This is a genomic window from Psychrobacter sp. KFRI-CH2-11, from assembly GCF_038239325.1.
GTDB classification, from domain to species: domain Bacteria; phylum Pseudomonadota; class Gammaproteobacteria; order Pseudomonadales; family Moraxellaceae; genus Psychrobacter; species Psychrobacter celer.
Genome location: NZ_CP151283.1, coordinates 1,944,886 through 1,965,746, shown reverse-complemented (window position 1 = coordinate 1,965,746; position 20,861 = coordinate 1,944,886). Strand labels below are relative to the sequence as shown.

The window sequence follows — 20,861 nt, the reverse complement described above, 5'->3', positions numbered from 1 at the left end:
TCAATAAATTTTATTCTAAGACCTTATCATTAAGCAGCTCACGTACTTTATCTTCTCCAAATTGATCAATTATCGCCTGTAGCTGGGAGGTAGAGGTAGGGTCAGCTTCAACTTCAACCATGCACATCCTGATAGTCTCAATCCTTTAAACGCTTATTCGCTGTCAAATTAGAGGTGATCTAATGCTTTTTTGCCGTCTGACTAAAAAAGACATATTCGGTGTGTCCATCGATCTTTTGCTGTTCTCGTAAGATTGATACTGCCTGACGAAGTAAGGGTACGACCATGTTTAGGTTTCTTAATTGGCTTGCTCAATCGTCCGTATAGCACCTTGCGGTGCTTCACCAATATTTACTGTAGTTTTATGAACGTTTTGTCAATACCCTTTCAAACTCTTTATCGTAAACGTCGAATATATGCTTCAAGAATAATCCTAAAAGAAGCAATGTCAAGCTACTTAACCTAGAGTTTAATAGCTATTTATACAAACTGCGTCATATTATTGAAAATATGTTTGCAAGGCTTAAGCACTTCCATAGTATCTCTAATGGATATGAGAAGTTAGCACGTAATTTCAAGTCAATTATTTATCTAGCGTGTATTATCGTTCATTGTAGGATGAATTGAAGATATGCCCTAGAGCTATACTAGATATTAAGCAAATTCTACTGAAGTTAGTTAAGAGCTGAGTATTTTGTTGTTTATTTTATTCTTTACGACATGAGTTGTCGCCTCCAAGGGTTTGTGCCTATCAATTGATATTGATGCTTGATATATTCTATAACTACCAAGACTTAACAATTATTGAGAGGTAACTTATATGGCAGATTTACAAAAACAGTTCTTAGGGTTTCATAATACCATTAAATTAGGTACTTATGAGGAAAATGGTTCTTTACGCGAAAAACGCGACCTAATAATCAATCAGCTTAAGACAAGTTTAAAAGCCAAAAAAGACGAAGACTATCCTCAGTATAAAAAAAGTTTTAACCAAGGAAGCTATGCTTTAAATACAGGCATTAAACCTGTAAGAGACGGAGATTATGATATCGATGTTGGTGTATTACTGGACTGCCATACAGAAGACTATAAACCGGTCGAATTAAAAGAGTTAGTCGCAGATTGTATTAAGCATAATAACCGGACAGTAGAAGTGAGCCGCTCATGTGTGACAGTGACATACATGAAGGATGGCAAACCAGATTACCATGTTGATTTGCCAGTTTACGCTAAGTCTAGTAACGCATACGATGATACATATTATCTAGCCAAAGGTAGAAAAGCATTGGCTGAGTCTAAGCGAGTTTGGCAGGCAGCGGATCCCGAGGGTATCAATTCATTAGTCAATGATTTATATAAAGATAATGATACCTATGAAGATAACGGCTCTGATCAACGTAGACAGTTTCGTAGATGTGTACGCTACTTAAAAAGATGGCGCAATCATAAATATGTGGGTATCCATAGCATTGGAATCACTATAGCAGCATATCATTGGTTAGAACCGGATGTAGATACCCAAAATGATGGAGAGGTTTTACTGAGTTTAGTTGAAACTATCCTGAGTAATTTTGATTACTTTGGTCGTCTCAGCATTAATCTACCTATAACACCCGGTGGTGATTTGCTAAAGTCTGTTAGTGATGAAGATATGGCTACCATTAAAGAGCGTTTTGAAGCACTGAGAGATAATTTACAATCAGCTGTCGATGAGCCAGACGCGCATGAAGCCAGTAAGACCTTGAGAAAAAGTTTTGGTGATGATTTTCCGATAGCTGCCAAAGTTGATAAGGCTAAAAAGAGTATCGAAGCACCGTATGTGAGCACTGGATCATCAGCATAGGTAATATAATGACAATTAATGATGGCTTACAGCAAAGCTTTGAAAACTATATTCGCTCTATTGGTGGTAAAAACATTGAGAGTGAGGATAAGAAAGATGGTTTTATAGGAATTGACTTTGACTTAGATGTTCACGGACAGACAATTCCTTTGTCAGTCAGATACATTGATCAAAAGCGCTGGCTATTGCTGCCCACAGTGTCAGTTGCTCAGTGTAATTTACCAGCATTAGATCATGTGGGTAATAATGGCTTGATATGTGTTACAGATCATCAAGGTGAGATGTTTGATAGCGGCGACTTATTTGGTCTTTTTAAATATGTTGTAGACACTGCTATAGGCATTCTTACGAACTCTCTTAAATCATATCAAGCTGGTAACAGGATTGCTCTATACGAAGAAATCGATGGTTATAACCAGACAATCGTGTCAGATGCACCAGTTATCGTTGCGACACACAATCCAAATCAGTCTGACAGTTTATATGCATGGTGTATTAATTATACGAGACAACGTAATACACCACAGTTTTATCACATTAAATATTTAGTAGATGGTGCGAGCCAACATCCACCTAGCTCTAGCCCTTATACTGCTATAAAGGTAACTAAGATATCCTTACCTCGTATCGAGGATTTTGTTATTCCTAATCTTTTTGAATCATTTGATGAAAACTGGTGGAAGCAACAAACATCAAAATTCAGCGAAAATCAGTTGGATAGCTTACAGAAGAAAAGTAATTTTAAAATTGTTCTTTTAGAGATACCCACACCCAAAATGCATACATACTTGGTCGTTTCCTACTATCAAGATATGACTTCAAATAAGTATCGTGATTTTAAAGTTCAAACGTTACAGCGTGGATGGCGCGAATACTTACTTAATCGTACTGGGGTTGAGTCTCAATTTCCAAGTAAAAAGACCGTTGTGATAGCTGGCTGCGGTTCAGTTGGGTCAAGAGTTGCAGAGATACTGGCTGAGTCAGATATCGATAAATTAATACTGGTTGATTATGATGATATGAAAACTGACAATATTATGCGGCATTACCTTGGAATACAGGATGTTAACCAGTCTAAAGTTAGTGCTCTTAAAAATTGTCTTCAACAAAACATACCTGAGTTAGAAATCGTAGCCTACGAGACTAATGTTCTAAACTGGCTCAATAGTCAAAATAGTGAACAGCTATCTGAAATTCATTCTATAGTGTTAGCTACTGGCCACCCTCCAACAGAACTCGAAGTGTGCCGACGCTTATACACGTATGAGGCGAATGTTCATGTTGTATCTGGTTGGCTAGAAGCTTACGGATTGGGTGGTCATATTCTAGGATTCAGAAGCAATGAGGATGCCTGTTTGAAATGTCTCTACTATGATGACAATGGCAATCCTTCAAATTATATAAAGACCAGTTTGTTTAGTAATCCTTCTGGCATAGTTTTATCAAAAAATATTACTGGATGCGCTGGAGCGTTCACGGCATATGGTTCAGTTCACGCTATGAAGACTGCTGTGATTATGGCTGAATATATAATTGAGAATAAAACAGGGTTACAGTCGTGGTGCGCTACTAATAAGCTACCAACTGACTATAATTTGGAAACTACTAACCACCAAGAGTTGACTCTACAAAATGGTGGCTATTATCCACAACCATTAAATGCTATCAAAGTCGCAGGGTGCTCATGTTGCAGTACCTAAACAACCGCATCGTATGGAAGGAAAATGATAAAGCATACGATGGCGCAATATCAGAGTCTGTAATAGCCGCTTGGTTCGGTTTTAGACAATCGCACGTAAAATCAAAGGAAGCTGGCGGTATATTATTAGGCAGATACTATCCAGATAGTCATACGATACTGGTAGACGACTTAACGACGCCCATGTTCAGAGATAAGCGTACTCGCACCACTTTCTTTCGTTCTAAATCTCACGATGAAGCTCTCAAAAAGTATTGGAAGGAGACCAAAGGTTATGGCGGTCTTCTAGGGTTATGGCATACACACCCTGAGCCAAAACCTAATCCATCTAATACCGATTTAAATGATTTAGCGAGTCAATTTACTAGCTCTAAATATCTGTCAGAACGTATTTTGTATGTCATCGTTGGTACTAGTTATATTGGCTTTTGGATTGCCTACTCTCAAAACTCTAAAATATTTTTAGGCTACTTACCTTTTTCTACTGAATTGGACAATTAAAAAATGACTACAAATAATTCATCTACGGAAGCTCAGACCTCGCATGATCAAGCCCTAAATAAGACCATATTTACCGATCTTGACTCGGCCAAACAATATCTCGATCATCTTAGAGAAACAGGATTGCAATGGGATCGTGTTGGCTTTCTTTCAGACGCAAGCTACCATAACTTAATGACACTACTGTTCAATGACGGTGAATTGATTGATGTTTTTAGATTTTCTCTTCAGCGTGACGATAATGAAAAGTTGGTTTCATACATAAGTGATAGCTACGTAATAGACACGAGGTTAAAAGTTTCCGAGAAGGAAGAGTTTAGTTTGGATGATTTTCAGTCACAAGAAAACTTTAAGAATCTGTGGGATGAAAATAGCATTAGCTCTAAGAAGCTTAATGCCAAGGAAACTACTAAATTATTCAAACGGTGGAGTTTAGGTCGAGAGAAAATTAAAGGAAGAGGAAACAAATTTAGTCAATCGACCAAACGCATTGTTATGGAAGAGAGTCATGGTAGATGCATGTTTTCTGGCTGCGGTTTAAGATTGGATTTTGATTCATTATCAGGGCATAGAGGTAACTTCGGTTACATGGCTCATAACATTGCAGCTTCTGAGAGTGGACCTAGAGGAATAATATACTTATCAAAAAATTTAGCAGATGAACCAGATAACGTTCTATTATTATGTGATATTCATCATAGATTAGTAGATCGAATAGCTAGTTTAGATTATCCCGCATCTAAATTACAAGATATGAGAACTATGCATGTTCAGCTATGTAACAGTCTACTCAACGCATTGAGTTATACACCTGTTCCAGTATATTTTATTCCGTGGAGCGTAAATGGACAAAGTATAGAAACGCCGGATCCAATGTCAATTTCGAAATCATTGAGCGTAGTTAAGTGTAGGCCAAAAAATGACTTAACTCCTATAGACTTTGGTGTTCCTGATTCAAGACACAGCATCCAAGAGTTCCATAGAAGATGTTCAGAGCATATAGGAAACTCTGTTAGCCAAATAAAGTCATGGGCTAATGGTAGTAGCGCAGCTGTATTTGCTTTGGGACCAACTTTTGCTTTAATAGGTTTTGGCGCAAAATTTGGCAATAAGTCTAAATTAATGCCAATGCTGCGTTACAGAGATGCTAGTAGTTGGATGTGGCCTGGGGTGCAGCCTAGAGAAGATGCCTTTATCATTGACGAGCCAGAGATTGACTCAGGGCAATCTGAGGTTATTGTTAGCGTCAAACTAACTGCTCCCGCAGCGATGATTGATTCAACAATCGACCATCTTAATCAACAAGTCCAAGACAAGCTTCCAGTAATAAATATATATCCTCCTAAAACTTATGGATACGGTAATGGCGCAATAGCACATCCACTTGAAGGTGAAAAACTAGCTAATAGGCTTAAGGAAATTTTCACTAACTTAAATCAGAAGCATGGTATTAAAAAAATACATCTATTGGTTTGTGCCTCAAATGCGGCCTGTGTATATATTGGCCAAGCTGTAGATAGATTTCAGCCTGAATTTATAGTCTATGACTATGGAACCGAGATGATGGAGCCCAAACTTAGAATATACAATGATGGGAAGACTACGGTCATTGAAAGTATGCCATAGATTGCTATGCGTATATTTGATCTAATATAACCTGAAAGCAATAATACTTTCTTATGGCTATCAGGTTGTATTAAAAGATTACGCTAATGAAGTTAATTCACTTCATCACTACTAGCTAAAGTTAAATGCCTATCTATGACTTCCAGCACATCGTCTGATTTAAAATACTTACAAACTCTCTCATAGCCAATAGCTTGACCATCTCTACGATCTCTATATACCGTATTGATCATGCCATCTTTTGAGTACTCATTAGCGTTATCCAACATATAAGAGACCAGTTCAGCTTCATTAATCTCACAAGCTAATAAAAATGGAGTGTACCCATCGATGCCATGCCAGTCATATCTAGCGCTAGGATTTGCACCTCGATCAATTAGTAGCTTTGCTATTTTTCGCATTTCGCTCAAATCGAATAACTCGTAGTTTGCCTGAATTTTCTCTTGGAAAAAGTTAGATACATCTTTAAGAATAGCCGTTGCATCCGAACTTTCCCTACTTTGGGCAAGATAGCGTTTCACCTGCTGTCTATTAACACCAAAACTACCTTGTGTATCTCTGATGAAGGTCGAAAACTCAAAGTCGCTCATTTTTTCTATTACGACTTTTGGGTCTTTAGCCATCATATTAAACTGGTTAAGTAGCAGTTTTGAGTTCTTAATTGTTCCGATTAGAGATATACACATGGTTAGGGCGTCTAGATGGCTGCCACCACCTTTTTGATTGACATCTGCCCCTAAGTTTACAATGTGTTCGACGACATCAGGTCGTCCCGTCTGCACGGCACTTAATAATGGGAAAAGATGCTTTTTAGCGGTTAACGCGTTGATTGTCTTTGGCGTATACTCCAAACCTTTAAGTGCTTGATAAAAGCTATCGTCTGGTTCATGAGGCTCAGTTAAATTCATATACTGCAAAGCAATTAATAAAGCTGATTCATTGTTATCAGAGAGGATATTGATGTCAGCACCAGCTTGCAAGAGTTTATTAACAGCATTTAGGTCTTCAAGCAACGTATTCCAGATGAGCTGTGTCGTTACTTGTTTCTTCTTATTCTTATCTCTATGGAGCTTGCTATTGTCATTTAGCTTTACTTTCTTATTGGGCTTTTTGAGGTCAAGCGCTAGCTCTTTTGCATTTAAATATACAGGCAGAACAGCCGAGCTCACTTTATATTTTTCTGGTAGTTCAATCTTAAAGTTATTGAACACTCTTTGCGCATTGCTTCGCCACATATTGACTTCCCAGTCTTCAACTAGGTTTTCTTTCTTGCGTTTGATATCCTCAGTCACTATCGTAGGTAGAGTATAGCCATATAGATTTTGAACGCTTTTTAGCTTTGATATTAGAGTCATATCAGGTGTTTCTTGCCAGCTGGCGATAACAAAACCCACTTCAATAACCTGCTCGCATAAATTTCCTGACCGGTAGAGGCTAAGTTCAAATGCGTTAACGAAATACTCTTTGGCCTGCTTTATTTCATCCTTTGCAAAACTGCTTAAACTATGAGTCAGAAGTTCAACAACAATAGTAGAAGGTCGATGGAAAAATTGCTCATCTTTATTCTGATATAGAGTGGCTACATATTGCATATCTTTCTTGTGTAGTGCTGATAGTAAGTCTTCAAATTGACCCATTAGATCGTCAAGAGAACTAGGTGATTTGAAGTATTGGGCCAATAATTCAAAATCATTATGTTTTTTAAAGTACCCAATAGCACGAGCTGTTATTAAGAAGACCAGAGTATTCTTTGTCATGTCATCATGTTTAGAATTGAAAATTGCCAGCAAACTGCCATAACTGGGCAGATCATCGCCACGACGCCATGCGGTAATCTTATCTTTATCACCCTTAGGTAGACCTGCATAAAAAGCATTCCAATCTTTAACCCGTTTTTCAACTATTTTAAAAGCAAGCTCCAAGCTTGTAGAGGTATCAGTCATTAGCTTAATATAGTCAGATTTTTGAAAGGGTTTTGTTCTTATTCCTAAAAAGGAAACAATATTAATTAAGTGAGGGCAAAAAAAGGCTTCTATTATCCATGTTCCAATATCATCTCTATGCTGCTCTGATAGATTATAGGTTGCTACTATCTTTAGATAGTCATCAAACATCTGAGCAATTAAAGCTCTAAGTTCGTTCTCAACTGATTTTTTGAGCCCAACTCGTTCGATAACTTTATGTATATGTATATTGATAAGCTGGTCAAGCTCATTTTTATTTAAATATAAATCCTGGCACTTACTGTCTAATAAGTCATTATTAGCCTTGTCAGTCTTACCATTAAGTGCTCTAGCAATAGCTCTTACTACTTCAGCAGGGAAAAAATAAGGGCTCTTCTTAATGCTTGTAGTTCTCATTATGCATATCCTTCTTTTACATGTCTAATATCGTTGATAAAATTCTTAAGTGCTCTATGATCGCTCGGCGTTTTAGAAAAAGTAACAGACTGTCCGCTTGGCGCAACGATCTGATTGTGTTTTCGTCTTTTTTTAAATAACCAGCCTTGCTTTACAAGGCGCTTTATATGATGATTAAAATCTTTATCGCTTGAATATCTCATATTTTTGAAAGCAGATGTGGCTTGCTACCGCATCTGCCTCTCCAAATTGATTATATTTGAATTTATTTAGGCTTTGCATTTCCGCGATTTGATCCTGAGGGATTACGTGTACCGTTCTTCGTTGGCCAGTTTCCACCGTTGCCTTGGTTCGAAGTTGGCTTTGCTTGTGTAGACTTACTCATGGTGTCGCTCCTATTTTGTGTATGCCATTAGCGGCATGAGTATAGTCTCAAATACTTGGGCAATCTCCCACTGGGTTAATGCCGTAAAAATTTTTATTTTTGATTAAATGCTTTGTAAGCTGGTTTTTAGTTATATTTTTTGAGTTTTTTAGAGGAATTAGCAGTATGGATACAACAAAAATAGATAGTCATTTAGTATCGAAGATTATTGAGTTAAGCCAAGACGATGCGATTACAAGTAGACCTGAAGGCGTTGAAGAGCTTTATGAAGAGTTTTTAAGTAAGTTTCCAAAAAGTAAAATAACGGAATTAACTCAGGAGCAATACTGTTTAGGTCAAGGATCTATCACAGATAATTATTGTCGATGGATAGAACGTGAGCTAGAGCCTATATTTGGTCGTTATATGCCGGGCACGGCGAGAGGTCATCTACTTTACCTACAAAAAGATGGAACACTATATAAACATCAAAGCTTAAGCGACCTAAGTGACGATGATGCATTAAGTTATGTTCTTAAGATACATCAAGTGATAATCGATGCTGACGTTAACGCTGATATCACTTGGATTGACCAAGATAATGAGGTATATGATCGCGCAGGTGTAGAGCCTAGATGTGTTATGGGAGCAGGACGTCGTGCGCGTTTAGTATCTATATACAATCCAGACATTATCCTACCTATTTCCTCTACCGTTCATATCAAGCATTTTCTGAAGGCGTTAGGTCTTCCTGAATCAAAAATACCTCCTTATAAAAATGTGATCCAACGCTTATTAATGCTTACTGATGTATACCAAACTATTAAAAAAGAACATAATTTAGATCTCACTCCGCATCAGTTTATGTCAGTTCTTTATAGTAATAAGTTGGGCATTAAACCAAAGAAAATGACAGTTGATGCTGGTTCCAATGATGAATTAAATGAGCCATTAATTGCGAATATTTCTAATTATAGTTCCCCTAATCAGATTCTCTATGGACCCCCAGGTACAGGTAAAACCTACTCAACCACATGGCGGGCTGTTAGCTTAGCAGATCCCGAATGGTATTTTGATCTGGAAGAACAAGATTTAGATCCTGATGATCAGAGGAATGTTGTTAAAGAAAGGTACGATGAGCTCGTATCAGAACAGCGTATAGCTTTTACAACCTTTCATCAAAGCTTTGCTTATGAAGACTTCGTTGAAGGTATTAGACCTATAGTTGTAGAAGGAGTCGATGGAAGTTCAAATATTAGCTACGAAGTGGTTGATGGTATTTTCAAGCAATTATGTACTAATGCTAGAACAACAGAGCAGACAGGCTCTACGCAAACAGTCAATATTGAGGGTAAAAGCATATGGAAGCTCTCTTTAGGAAATACTAATATCTCCGATGAAAATGAGATATTTAATGAATGTATTGATAACAACTATGTCCTTCTGGGCTGGGGTGATGACATCGACTTTTCGAACTGCAATAATCGTAGAGAAGTAGTTCTAAAGATAGAGCAGTCACATAATATTTCTTTAGCTGATGATCCTAATAATTATAAAGCTACAGCTGTTAATACTTTCAAAAATGTAGTTAGTATTGGCGATCTAGTAATCATATCTGATGGCAACCATAAGTTCCGTGCTATTGCCGAAATTACAGGCGACTATGAATTTTTAGATACAAAAGAACGTTATGGATTTCAGCAATTAAGAAAAGTTAAATGGCTGCGTATCTATAGCCCGAGTCTACCAAAAGAACGTTTATTTGATAAATCATTGTCTCAAATGACTATTTACCAGTTACGTAATACAACCATTAATCGAGAAAAATTAAAGCAATTGCTTACTCCAGAGCCTACTACTAACTCTAGAGAGTTACCACATTTGATTATCATTGATGAGATCAACCGTGGCAATATCTCTCGTATCTTCGGTGAGCTTATTACGTTACTTGAGCCTGATAAGCGTAAAGGCGGTACAGATGCGCGAGAAGTGATACTGCCTTATTCAAAATTACCGTTCTCAGTGCCCTCAAATCTTTACGTACTAGGAACTATGAATACTGCTGATAAGTCTCTTGCACAGCTGGATTTAGCATTACGCCGACGATTTGATTTTATTGAGCTATTACCTAAGCCTGAACTTTTAGATAGCATAACAGTTCATGGCATTGCTGTATCTGAAATATTAACAGTAATAAATCAGCGTATTGAAGTGCTGTTAGATCGTGAACACGTCATAGGGCACTCGTATTTTTGGTCCTTGAAAGACTTGGATTCAGATGAGGAAAGAGAAATTGAATTAGGTAACATTTTCAAGAGACGGATTATCCCGTTACTGCAAGAATACTTCTTTTCAGACTGGGAGCGCATTGGTTGGGTGTTGAACGATCCTAGTAAACATAATTCAGAACGATTTATTCAAACTGGAAATATATCTCCAGTAATTAGTGAATTATTTGATAGTAGCATCAAGGGTTTAAATGATCGTCGTTACCATATCAATGAGACTGCTTTTAACAATCCCGAATCCTATAAGAAAATACTAATCCAGACTGAGTATAAATCTTCGGATAGCGAAGCATGATTCAAGTCAGAGAATATGCTCAGCTGACTACCGATCAGACAGTATCATCTAGCTTAGACTTGGCTATCATTGAGCAAGAAACTTTTGATTGGTTAGTGCAATTAAGCGAAAAAGAGAGCTATGGACGGTTTATTACTTATAAGCGTCCACAATACTTACAGCTGCACTCTTATGTGGGCTATTTAGAAAGTCCTTGCGGCGAAGGTATTGAGGTACTACCAAAGACAGGGTTAGGTTTACAGGAACCAGAGAATAGCAGAGCCGTCTTATGCAAAATGTTGAGCTCCGTTTTGCACTTGTCCTATAAAGAGGCTCAATCTGCCAATCTCAATCGAATGAACCTACCTATTCACGAATGGATATACTACCAGTTTTTATATTTGCTAAAGGAGCTGGTAGCGTCTGGGCTCAGATTTGACTATCAGCGAGTCGAAGAAGAAAGTAGATTTATTCGCGGTCAGCTTGATATTACAGTTCAACAAAGGCGAACGGTTGGTAGAGCTCATCTTTTTCATATTCGTCATGATGTCTATCATCCCAATCGACTTGAGAACCAGTTAATTAAAACGGCATTGGATTACGTACAGCAGCACTGTAGAAGTTCTGAGAACTGGCGACTGGCTAATGAGTTCTCACACATCTTAGACCCTATAGCGAGTCTTAGAGAGCCTCTAAACTCAATACATAAGTGGTCAGACATCAAAATATTGCAATCCTACCGAGCGATAAAGCCATGGTGCCAACTAATACTTGAAAAGCTCAATCCAAACTTTCAAAAGGGAGAGCATCGGGGTATTGCATTGTTATTCCCAATGGAAATTTTGTTCGAGAAGTATGTGGCAAGATGCTTACGACGAGATATCAAGTCGCCCTGGCAACTAACAACACAGGCTTCTAATAAGCACATGGTGAATGACCAAGAAGGGTTAAAATCGCGCTTTCAATTAAAGCCTGATTTATTAATCAGTAAAGAAAGAAAAAATTACCATGTACTTGATACCAAATGGAAGTTAATAAACTTAAATAAAAAGAATTTTGATATAGAACAGGATGATATTTATCAGCTATTTGCTTATGGTCACAAATATTTGAATGGGTGTGGAGACATGATGCTTATTTATCCTAAACACCATCAGTTCGAAACACCTTTGGAATGTTTTCATTTAGGAGAAAAATTGAGGTTGTGGGCAATACCATTTTGTATTGAAACTAACAAAGTGGTTATCGGTGAATGGGTAGATAGGTTTCCGTCTTTATCTCAAACTTAGTTTGAGGCTAATCCTTTAAGCTTCTAAATTTATCGATAAGCATAAAATTTGGGGGTCAGTTGCCACATCCAAATTTTAATAACCTTGGTCACTACATGGTCACCGTTTGGTGACCGAGCACTTGGTCACCGATTTCCAAAAGATAGAGCTCATGCGAAAAAACTTATCATTTACGCATTATTAAAGAGCAGACCTTTTCTTAATGGTCGATAGAGGCAAACAACCAGAGCTTATAAATAAAGGTCTTAAGAGGAAAGCTAGACACAAAAAAACCTCAAACAATCTAATGTTTGAGGCGAAACTTGCTTAAACTATAAAGTCTAAATTCGTTTTAAATATGGCGCAGCGGACGGGACTCGAGCCCGTGACCCCCAGCGTAACAGGCCGATATTCTAATCAACTGAACTACCGCTGCTTAGGTCGTTTAGCTTTTTTACCACAAGCTAGTAAGTGGTGGGTGATGACGGATTCGAACCGTCGGCATTTTGCGTGTAAGGCAGACGCTTAAGAAGCCAGACAACCTCAGTCGTCTGGTTTAATATTTTGAACAATTTATTTATGATTATGCTCTTGCCAAGTGGCATGCTCACATACCTCACAGCACCAACTGTCTTTTGCACGCATATAGGGAATATCTGCTGGCACTTCTAAAGGACAAACATAGCCACAATAAACGCACTGTACATCATCTAGATAGGCAAAACACTGAGCAACTGTATCAAACAGAATATGAGAACTGATGTCATACTTTCGACAAACTCCTTCCACATGCCCGATAAAATTACTTCTATGATCATACGCCCAGTAATCACTACAGATTTTGAGGTCCCGTGCGTTCTGCGTCATACTTGGCTGAAGCTTTACACTCATAGCATTTTCCTTAAAAGTCACAGGCCAGTTGCGGTAGAAGCCTATAAAGCTCGCTCTGCAGCTGCTGATACATTTCATCAACAAGATAATCAGGATTGTCATCCAAGCGCTGCTGTACCCATACGCGCATCGCCATATGATTATCAAAACAAGACTTCACGCCTAAGAAGCGCGCTAAACCCGTACCCGCTTGAATACAAAGCTCACGAATGAGCGTATTAGCAATCTGATTGGCATCCTTACTGATCGCACCATCTGGCTTAAACTCACCAAATAGCTCTTCGTAATTGATGATTTTCATTGCGACGTCTCCTTGTCCGTTTGAGCATTTGTGGTTAAGCCTTTAGTCTCAGAGCCATTCGATGCGTCTATGAGCTTCTCCTTACTTGCTAGCAGTAAGTTATCTATCGCTGAGCCGTCTTGGCGAGTCACGTCAGGCACATAGCGGCTATACACCCGAAACAGCATCTCCGTACTGCTGTGACCCATTTGCCGAGCTATCCATTCAGGGTTTTCACCAGCAGCGAGCCATAGCGTTGCTGCCGTATGCCGAGTCTGATATGCGCGCCGATGTTTGAGACCGAGTAGGGCAAGCGTGGGTTTCCATATTCGCCGGTTCACATTGCGATACTCCAAAGGATTACCTTGTGAGTTGCAAAATACAAACTCTGACTTACCATAGGTGACAGACTTTTGATCTTGCAATGCGTTATATACTAACTGCGACATCGCAATCTCACGCTGTGAGCCAAGCGTCTTTGTCGGACCCATCTCACCATTGACTAATGCACCGCGAATACGAATCTCACGCCGATCAAAATCAACGCAGTCCCATTTCAGTCCATCAATCTCACTGGTACGCATCCCTGTGAAGAACCGAGTCGTATAATAGGCCTTATAGTCAGCGCGAACATGCTTTAAGAATAGCCATAACTCAGTAAGTGTAAAGGGATTGACATCAGGACGAGATTGCTTGAGCGTCTTGATGTTCTTATAAGGCATCTGAAACTCATAGCGATCGGCGGCTTCTTGTAGTATCATACGTAGTGGTACCATGATCTCGTTGATCCGTGCTACAGACAGACTTGACTGGGCATCTTTACCGTAGCGAACTTTGGCGAGGGCGCTACGAAAAGCCAGCAAGTCTGTTTTCTTTATGGCATGTACTGCCTTATTACCAAATTCAGGCAACAGATACTTATCAAGGATAGTCTGAACCTTATCTTGATAACTCGGTCGCCACTCAATCTTCTTCTCCTCATACCAAATTTCCGAAAACTGCTTAAAGGTTGGATTGCGACTGATACAAGCCTCTGCTCTATCAGCCAGTGCTGTCAACTCCTGTGCGCGCTCACTCTTTGGGAAATAGGCCGCATAATCAAAAATACCTAGGGTGATTTCAGCTTCCATTTTTTCGATGATTTTAGCCAGTTTCTTTCGATTAGCTGGAGTGTCTGTGAGATTAGTTGTCTCACGGCAACGCATATTCATATATCGAAAATCTACGAATAGCTTGCCACGCCTTGCTCTTATTGAAGCCATGATTTGATTCCTTATTTAAGCTACGTTTATTGTAAAGCCATACCATTGATAGCACTCATAACTGGCTTGCACATATCCTCTTCGATACGCTCCCATACATAGAGGATCTTACGACCGCCAAAAGGCCGTATATAATGAATATTCTCAATCAAAACCGTGTCTTTGAGTTGATTGCGGATAGTGCGCGCATCGTATTTGATACGATCTGCTAGTTCTTGAGTAGTAAGGTAAGTCTGTGACATAATAGTTCTCCTTGTGAAATAAATTTACTATTAGTGCGTTATTAGTTATCACTAATGAGTACATATTATCTATAATTATTATCACTTGCAAGCACTTTTTTATCACTTTAAGGATTTTATGTATGATTAAACTCAATTTGCCTGTTTTATTTGCGGAAAGAGGGATTCGTGTAGCAGATGCTGACAGGATGTCTAAACTAGGAAGATCTACTTTATATCGGATGTATAATAATGAAGTAACTAGAATAGATTTCGATTCACTAAATGAGCTTTGTAAGCTTTTAGATTGCACACCTGGAGATATCATCCTCTATGAAGAAGATGAGATTGATGAGAAGTGATTTTTAGAGGAAGTTTAAAATAATTGATAGCAGAGTGTTGAAAAGCCGTTAAGCTTGTTTCTTTTAGGAGGTTTTGCTCTATTTAAATATTTTTAGGTTGGGGTCAATTCAGTATTCGCAGTTTTAGGGCAGGGCACGGTTTGGGCACCAAATGGGCACCGCACCGAAAATGAGCTTTTTAATTGAATAGATAAACTTAACTATAAGAAAATAAATATTCGAAAAAATATTCTACAACCCCCGAATAATGGACAAAAAAAAGCCTCACTATTAAGTGAGGCTTTTTAAATATTTGGAGCGGGATAAGAGATTCGAACTCTCGACCCCAACCTTGGCAAGGTTGTGCTCTACCACTGAGCTAATCCCGCTAATTCATCATTTGATTAACTATCATCAGATGATGAAGGCGTATTATACGCATTTTTTTTGAGGTGTCAACACCCATCACGAAAAAAAGTAAAAGTTAGCAAGACAGGTATGTCATCTGCTCATAAATGTATGTTATAACGGTTTCTTATAATATGCATTCCAAAAGCTTTGCATTGAAACATACGCTGGGATGCATTTTATAGTTTGTTTTTATGATGTTTTTCATCATAGATACCTACCAATCATACATACTTATAACTAATGACAACTGATAAGGATAAGGAAATGAGTCAACAATACACCATCGCTGACTATTTGTTTGATCGCATCGCAGAAGCGGGCGCAAGTGACATATTCGGTGTGCCGGGGGACTTTAACTTAACATTTTTAGATAATGTTATTGCCTCTGATAAATTACGCTGGGTGGGTAATACCAATGAGCTCAATGCAGGTTATGCCGCTGATGGCTACGCACGTGAGCGTGGTTTTGCGGCCATGGTGACGACCTTTGGGGTGGGTGAGTTATCAGCGATAAATGCCACGGCAGGCTCTTTTGCCGAGTATGCGCCAGTGCTGCACGTCGTCGGTGCGCCGAGCACAGCGCTGCAAGATGCCAAACGCCGTATTCACCATACGCTTGGAGACGGGGTATTCAATCACTTTATCAAGATGGTAGAGCCTGTGACAGTCGCACGGGCACAGATTACGCCAGAAAACGCCGCCTCAGAGATCGACCGTGTGATCCGCGTGATCCTCAAAAAACACCGCCCAGGCTATCTTCTGTTGTCGCCAGACGTGGCAAAAATGCCGATTTATCCGCCGACGACCAAGCTCGATGACAGTCAAGAAGACATCACCAGTCAATCGGCGCTGGCAGACTTCAAGCAAGCGCTGGTAGAGTTTTTGCCCAACAAGACCACCACGCTGATGGCCGATTTGATGGTGCATCGTTTGGGGTTACAAAACCAGCTAAAAGCGTTAATCGCTGATACCGAGATTCCTTATACTACGCTGTCATGGGGTAAAACACTGCTTGATGAAAACAGCGAGCGCTGGGCGGGTACTTATGCGGGTGTAGCATCGCGCCCTGTGGTAAAGGACGCCGTAGAAAACTGCGAGTGTTTGATTAAAATTGGCGTGCAATATACCGATACGACGACAGCGGGCTTTAGCCAAAATATCGATCAAAAAACAGTGGTCGACTTGCACTATGAGCGGGCGTCTATCAGTGGTCGCAACTTTGCTCCGATTTCGCTAAAGGACTCGTTGCAAGTGCTGCATGAAGTGATGACTTCTGGTATCGAAGTTGTACCCAAGCCATTTTGTAAAGAGATGACACCGCATGAGCAAAACGGCAAAGACGATGAGGCTATTCGTCAAGACGATCTGTGGCATATCATCGCTGATCATTTAGATCATAATAATCTGGTATTTTCGGATCAAGGCACCTCGTATTTTGGCATCAGTGATGTGCGCTTGCCAGAAGGGGTGACTTCTTATGGCCAGCCGATGTGGGGATCCATTGGTTATACGCTGCCGGCCAGCCTAGGCGCTGCCATTGCTTCACCAAATAAGCGTAGCGTGCTGCTCATCGGTGATGGTTCGGCCTTACTGACGGTACAAGAAATCGCTGTGATGATTCAAGAGCGTATCAATCCGGTGATTGTGCTGATCAATAATGATGGCTATACCGTTGAACGTGCGATTCATGGCGAAAACCAGCGCTACAATGATATCCCTCGTTGTGACTGGCAGATGATGCCAAAAGCCTTTGGTGCTACCGAAGACAACAGCTTACTGCTCAAAGTCACCACGGCAGGTGAGCTAAAAGCCGCGCTCAAGCAAGCGGCTGCTACCACTGATAAGTTGGTGATGCTAGAGGTGATGGCTGATAAGCATGATATTCCGCCGCTGTTGGCCGATATCAGTGCGGCGCTAAAACCAAAAAATGACTGATGGCATGGTGATGCTATACGATAGCTAAACCAGTCATCTGCTCGCTTGTATTTACTCGTTACCTGACCTCACTTGGCATCTGTGCTGAGTGGGGTTTTTTGTGCGCTTATCGATACGTGCCGGTAGTCATGATTTATTATCAGGTATGGTGAGCTAGGCGGGTATTATCATGATAAATTAGACGGTTAACAGATGATAGGAGAGGCCATATCATGATTTGGCTAAAAATGCTTATGGATGAATTGAAGGTGTGGCTGACTAAAATAAATAGATATGAAAAGTATTTTTTTAAATAGGATTTTTGCTCTCGCTCGTAGATGTTATTCTTAGAGGCGCTTTGAGCATTTGATTTGCAGTATCATCGATCGCGTCACCATATCGTCAGGTCAGTGCTATCGCACGCGCAACATTTGTCATCACCGATAACCATAGGGCTTAAAATAGATGGATACCTTAAATATCCTGTATCTCGTAGGAGCATTGTTGATTTTTGCCAGTATCATGGCAAGTACGTTATCCGCGCGTTTGGGTGTGCCATTATTATTGTTGTTTTTGATAGTTGGCATGCTGGCAGGCGAGCAAGGTATCTTAGGTATTGAGTTTTCTCAGTATGGTATTGCCAATTTTGTCGGGCAGGCGGCACTCGCTTGTATCTTGCTCGATGGCGGTCTGCGTACCTCTTTTAAATCATTTCGCGTCGGACTCAAGCCGGCGGTGACGTTGGCCACATGGGGCGTGCTGGCGACGGTGATGGTGCTTGGGGTCTTTGTCACTTGGCTGCTTAATGTCGATTGGCGTTTTGGGCTGTTGATGGCCGCTATCGTTGGCTCAACCGATGCCGCCGCAGTATTTTCGCTACTACGTAATGGCGGGGTCAAGCTAAACGACCGCGTGCAAGCCACGCTAGAGTTGGAGTCGGGTGCCAACGATCCGCTGGCCATTTTATTGGTGACAGGACTGATTGCTTTAAATGTCGATCCGGCAGGTCAGACCGTGCTTGGTTTCTTGGGTTTGCTGTTGCAGCAGCTGGGCGTGGGTCTGGGCATGGGACTGTTATTTGGCTACCTGCTAGCGCGTCTGTTGCCAAAAGTGCATCTGGCCGAGGGTATGTATGCCATTTTGATACTGTCCGCGGGCCTTTCTGTCTTTGCTGCGACCAATCTGCTTGGCGGTAGTGGCTTTTTGGCGGTCTATCTGACGGGCGTACTGATCGGCAACCATAAGGTGCGCTCGACTGAGCACGTCATGCGCGTGATGGATAGCTTTGCTTGGTTGTCGCAAGCGGTTTTGTTTGTGGTACTGGGGCTGTTGGTGACGCCATCAAACGTCATCAATGTCTGGCATTATTCGGTGGCGATTGCAGCCTTTATGATACTGGTGGCACGTCCGATTGCGGTCTATACCAGCGTCAAACCTTTTAAGTTTAAAGACAGAGAGATTGGTTTTATCTCTTGGGTAGGCCTGCGCGGGGCAGTTCCGATTACCCTTGCTATTTTGCCTGTGATGGCTGGCATAGAGGATGCCTTTATGTTGTTTGATATTGCCTTTGGGGTAGTGGTGCTGTCATTGATCCTGCAAGGGACGACGATTCCTTTTATGGCCAATGTGTTTCGGGTGCGTATTCCGACCAATAAAGACCCAAAAGAAGAGCATGAGGTTTGGGTGTCAGACAAGGCCAGTATTACCCTGTATGAATTTGAGGTACAAGCAGGGGCGTTTGCGATAGGTCGCCATCCGCTCGGTATCTCCAACCGTATCAGCCCAGATGAGATCAGTGTGTTTGCCTTGGTGCGCGGTCAGCAAATCGTCGTGGTCGAGGAGGACACCAAACTCAGATATGGCGATAGCGTCTGGTATGCCATGCGCGGCAACCATGCCAGCAAGATCGCCAAGATTTTCAATGACACGACTTTAGACCGCAAAGCCATCGATGACTTTTATGGTGACTGGCTGCTATCACCCAGTGTTAAGCTTGGTGATTTGCCCTTTTTCACCGACATGGTGACCTCAGAGTCGCTGGCAGACACTCTCGAGTATAAAAAGCCAAAAAATACTGAGAGCATGTGGGAGCAGACCGTCGCTGAGTATGTCGCACAAAGCTTAGAGACCGCGCCTGTGTCGGGGGATACGGTAGAGATCGATGATGTATGGTCATTGGTGATCAAGGAGGTCGATGACAAAGGCAAGCTCAGAACGATCGGCCTAAAACATGACGAGCCAGCAAAAGCGCTTTAGTCGTTTGCCGGCTGTGATAGCAGACTCATCATATGCTGCAAAAAATCCGCGACATGCTTATGCAGGTTTTGCCGATATGCCCAGTGATGCTTGACCTCGTAGCTTGCCTCTTCGGGCAATAGTATCTTCATCATGCCCATCTCCTCATAGCGCTTGGCCAAATCATTGGGCAGATAGCCGACGTGATGACCTGCTAAGATAAGCTGCGCGGTCGCCTCCATATGATAAGTGGTGGCGCTTAAGGTTTTTGGCCGGACATGATTGATGCTCAAGTCGGTAATATAACCGCGTTTTATCCAAGGATGGTTTTGTTCCAACGCCTCAAAACTCAGGCCTTCTGACTCATAAAACAGCTGATGCTCACGCCCGCAGCAGACCACTTGTTTCTCAATAAAGGCCGGCTGAAAGGTCAGTAGCGGCGGAAAACTGCCAAAATACCCCACGCCCAGATCACTCTCATTACTCAGCAGTTTATCTATCATACTCTCAGGGCTTTGCACATCGATAGAAAAGTGTATCAATGGATTATGACGATAGCTGGCCGCCAAACATTGACGTAACGCTTCATAAAAAAACGTTGGCATCTGATCGATAAGGCACAGGCGAATATGGCCGCCGCGGACGGAGTCTAGTTGGCGAATATAATGCAGCTGATGCTGAAAGCTGGCCACCGCCTCGGTGAAGCTCAAACACGCCTCATAGACTGCCGCACCATCCTCAGTCAATTTAAACCCTGCGCGCCCGCGATGACAAAGCGTCATCCCCAAACGATCCTCTAAGTGCGTTAAGTGACCACTAATGACAGAAGGCGTCACATTTAAGCGCGACTGCGCTGCGGTTACCCCTTGGCACTCTACAATAGCCATAAAGCTGCGCAAGGTTTTGATGTCTATTTTTATCAGCTCATCTAGCATATACACATCTCTCCCATATCAAGTCCTTGTGATAAAGCTTCTAATAATAACGAATAAATCGAAGTTACTACGAAAAACCAGAAGTTTACTTCTGAATTTTACCATGGTCTGTGTTCGGATATTTCGGTATTGTCAAAGCATCTGACAA

The 20,861-nt window shown here is 40.9% G+C and carries 15 protein-coding genes, 2 tRNA genes and 1 pseudogene; 10 read left to right on the top strand and 8 right to left on the bottom strand.

Going from position 1 to position 20,861, the window contains the following annotated elements; translation table 11 throughout:
* Window positions 1-432: 432 nt before the first annotated feature.
* From AADH33_RS08080 to AADH33_RS08060, 5 genes and pseudogenes are all read left to right on the top strand, one after another.
* Window positions 433-627, top strand: a pseudogene (locus AADH33_RS08080) (transposase); the annotation flags it as partial.
* Window positions 628-820: 193 nt separating this feature from the next.
* Window positions 821-1,843 (top strand): nucleotidyltransferase domain-containing protein, encoded by a 1,023-nt coding sequence (locus AADH33_RS08075; RefSeq protein WP_348548552.1) that lies wholly within the window; start codon window positions 821-823, stop codon window positions 1,841-1,843.
* 8 nt (window positions 1,844-1,851) lie between these two features.
* Window positions 1,852-3,543: a ThiF family adenylyltransferase gene (locus tag AADH33_RS08070; protein WP_348548551.1), complete on the top strand. Its 1,692-nt coding sequence runs from the start codon at window positions 1,852-1,854 to the stop codon at window positions 3,541-3,543.
* Window positions 3,528-4,043: a Mov34/MPN/PAD-1 family protein gene (locus tag AADH33_RS08065; RefSeq protein WP_348548550.1), complete on the top strand. Its 516-nt coding sequence runs from the start codon at window positions 3,528-3,530 to the stop codon at window positions 4,041-4,043. Before AADH33_RS08070 ends, AADH33_RS08065 begins: the two co-directional genes overlap by 16 nt.
* A 3-nt stretch (window positions 4,044-4,046) precedes the next feature.
* On the top strand, window positions 4,047-5,669 hold the full coding sequence (locus tag AADH33_RS08060; protein ID WP_348548549.1) for an SAVED domain-containing protein: 1,623 nt from the start codon (window positions 4,047-4,049) through the stop codon (window positions 5,667-5,669).
* Between the two features lie 92 nt (window positions 5,670-5,761).
* Here AADH33_RS08060 and AADH33_RS08055 read toward each other — a convergent pair whose 3' ends face one another.
* Window positions 5,762-8,029, bottom strand: a complete 2,268-nt coding sequence (locus AADH33_RS08055; protein WP_348548548.1) for a hypothetical protein — start codon at window positions 8,027-8,029, stop codon at window positions 5,762-5,764.
* 550 nt (window positions 8,030-8,579) lie between these two features.
* Between AADH33_RS08055 and AADH33_RS08050 the strand changes: the two genes are divergently transcribed.
* Both AADH33_RS08050 and AADH33_RS08045 read left to right on the top strand, forming a co-directional pair.
* On the top strand, window positions 8,580-10,976 hold the full coding sequence (locus AADH33_RS08050) for an AAA family ATPase (RefSeq protein ID WP_348548547.1): 2,397 nt from the start codon (window positions 8,580-8,582) through the stop codon (window positions 10,974-10,976).
* Entirely contained in the window at window positions 10,973-12,244 is a 1,272-nt protein-coding gene (locus AADH33_RS08045; protein WP_348548546.1) for an McrC family protein, read from the top strand. The genes AADH33_RS08050 and AADH33_RS08045 overlap by 4 nt, the downstream gene beginning before the upstream one ends.
* A gap of 338 nt (window positions 12,245-12,582) precedes the next feature.
* Here the strand turns inward: AADH33_RS08045 and AADH33_RS08040 are convergent.
* The 5 genes from AADH33_RS08040 to AADH33_RS08020 form a co-directional block, all read right to left on the bottom strand.
* A tRNA-Asn gene (locus AADH33_RS08040) sits at window positions 12,583-12,659 on the bottom strand.
* 137 nt (window positions 12,660-12,796) lie between these two features.
* A complete protein-coding gene (locus AADH33_RS08035; RefSeq protein WP_348548545.1) occupies window positions 12,797-13,114 on the bottom strand; it encodes a hypothetical protein in 318 nt (105 codons plus the stop codon).
* 10 nt (window positions 13,115-13,124) lie between these two features.
* Entirely contained in the window at window positions 13,125-13,415 is a 291-nt protein-coding gene (locus AADH33_RS08030) for a hypothetical protein (protein ID WP_348548544.1), read from the bottom strand.
* On the bottom strand, window positions 13,412-14,656 hold the full coding sequence (locus tag AADH33_RS08025; RefSeq protein ID WP_348548543.1) for a site-specific integrase: 1,245 nt from the start codon (window positions 14,654-14,656) through the stop codon (window positions 13,412-13,414). Before AADH33_RS08025 ends, AADH33_RS08030 begins: the two co-directional genes overlap by 4 nt.
* A gap of 26 nt (window positions 14,657-14,682) precedes the next feature.
* Window positions 14,683-14,898 (bottom strand): hypothetical protein, encoded by a 216-nt coding sequence (locus AADH33_RS08020; RefSeq protein WP_021815097.1) that lies wholly within the window; start codon window positions 14,896-14,898, stop codon window positions 14,683-14,685.
* A gap of 122 nt (window positions 14,899-15,020) precedes the next feature.
* On the opposite strand from AADH33_RS08020, the gene AADH33_RS08015 reads away from it, so the two are divergent.
* Window positions 15,021-15,239, top strand: coding sequence for a helix-turn-helix domain-containing protein (locus AADH33_RS08015; protein WP_201585648.1), 219 nt, complete (start codon window positions 15,021-15,023; stop codon window positions 15,237-15,239).
* A 293-nt stretch (window positions 15,240-15,532) separates the two neighbouring features.
* Here AADH33_RS08015 and AADH33_RS08010 read toward each other — a convergent pair.
* Window positions 15,533-15,607 (bottom strand) — tRNA-Gly (locus AADH33_RS08010).
* 286 nt (window positions 15,608-15,893) lie between these two features.
* Here AADH33_RS08010 and AADH33_RS08005 point away from each other — a divergent pair.
* A complete protein-coding gene (locus AADH33_RS08005) occupies window positions 15,894-17,564 on the top strand; it encodes an alpha-keto acid decarboxylase family protein (protein WP_348548542.1) in 1,671 nt (556 codons plus the stop codon).
* Window positions 17,565-18,008: 444 nt separating this feature from the next.
* Window positions 18,009-19,799, top strand: coding sequence for a potassium/proton antiporter (locus AADH33_RS08000; protein WP_348548541.1), 1,791 nt, complete (start codon window positions 18,009-18,011; stop codon window positions 19,797-19,799).
* Here AADH33_RS08000 and AADH33_RS07995 read toward each other — a convergent pair.
* Window positions 19,796-20,713, bottom strand: a complete 918-nt coding sequence (locus tag AADH33_RS07995) for a LysR family transcriptional regulator (RefSeq protein ID WP_348549973.1) — start codon at window positions 20,711-20,713, stop codon at window positions 19,796-19,798. The two genes, AADH33_RS08000 and AADH33_RS07995, sit on opposite strands and share 4 nt — an antisense overlap.
* Between the last annotated feature and the right edge of the window lie 148 nt (window positions 20,714-20,861).

What these genes read in the sequence shown, in the direction of transcription:
- AADH33_RS08075 (WP_348548552.1), top strand. Translation starts at nt 821, where the DNA reads ATGGCAGATTTACAAAAACAGTTCTTAGGGTTTCATAATACCATTAAA.
- AADH33_RS08070 (WP_348548551.1), top strand. Translation starts at nt 1,852, where the DNA reads ATGACAATTAATGATGGCTTACAGCAAAGCTTTGAAAACTATATTCGC.
- AADH33_RS08065 (WP_348548550.1), top strand. Translation starts at nt 3,528, where the DNA reads ATGTTGCAGTACCTAAACAACCGCATCGTATGGAAGGAAAATGATAAA.
- AADH33_RS08060 (WP_348548549.1), top strand. Translation starts at nt 4,047, where the DNA reads ATGACTACAAATAATTCATCTACGGAAGCTCAGACCTCGCATGATCAA.
- AADH33_RS08055 (WP_348548548.1), bottom strand. Translation starts at nt 8,029, where the DNA reads ATGAGAACTACAAGCATTAAGAAGAGCCCTTATTTTTTCCCTGCTGAA.
- AADH33_RS08050 (WP_348548547.1), top strand. Translation starts at nt 8,580, where the DNA reads ATGGATACAACAAAAATAGATAGTCATTTAGTATCGAAGATTATTGAG.
- AADH33_RS08045 (WP_348548546.1), top strand. Translation starts at nt 10,973, where the DNA reads ATGATTCAAGTCAGAGAATATGCTCAGCTGACTACCGATCAGACAGTA.
- AADH33_RS08035 (WP_348548545.1), bottom strand. Translation starts at nt 13,114, where the DNA reads ATGAGTGTAAAGCTTCAGCCAAGTATGACGCAGAACGCACGGGACCTC.
- AADH33_RS08030 (WP_348548544.1), bottom strand. Translation starts at nt 13,415, where the DNA reads ATGAAAATCATCAATTACGAAGAGCTATTTGGTGAGTTTAAGCCAGAT.
- AADH33_RS08025 (WP_348548543.1), bottom strand. Translation starts at nt 14,656, where the DNA reads ATGGCTTCAATAAGAGCAAGGCGTGGCAAGCTATTCGTAGATTTTCGA.
- AADH33_RS08020 (WP_021815097.1), bottom strand. Translation starts at nt 14,898, where the DNA reads ATGTCACAGACTTACCTTACTACTCAAGAACTAGCAGATCGTATCAAA.
- AADH33_RS08015 (WP_201585648.1), top strand. Translation starts at nt 15,021, where the DNA reads ATGATTAAACTCAATTTGCCTGTTTTATTTGCGGAAAGAGGGATTCGT.
- AADH33_RS08005 (WP_348548542.1), top strand. Translation starts at nt 15,894, where the DNA reads ATGAGTCAACAATACACCATCGCTGACTATTTGTTTGATCGCATCGCA.
- AADH33_RS08000 (WP_348548541.1), top strand. Translation starts at nt 18,009, where the DNA reads ATGGATACCTTAAATATCCTGTATCTCGTAGGAGCATTGTTGATTTTT.
- AADH33_RS07995 (WP_348549973.1), bottom strand. Translation starts at nt 20,713, where the DNA reads ATGCTAGATGAGCTGATAAAAATAGACATCAAAACCTTGCGCAGCTTT.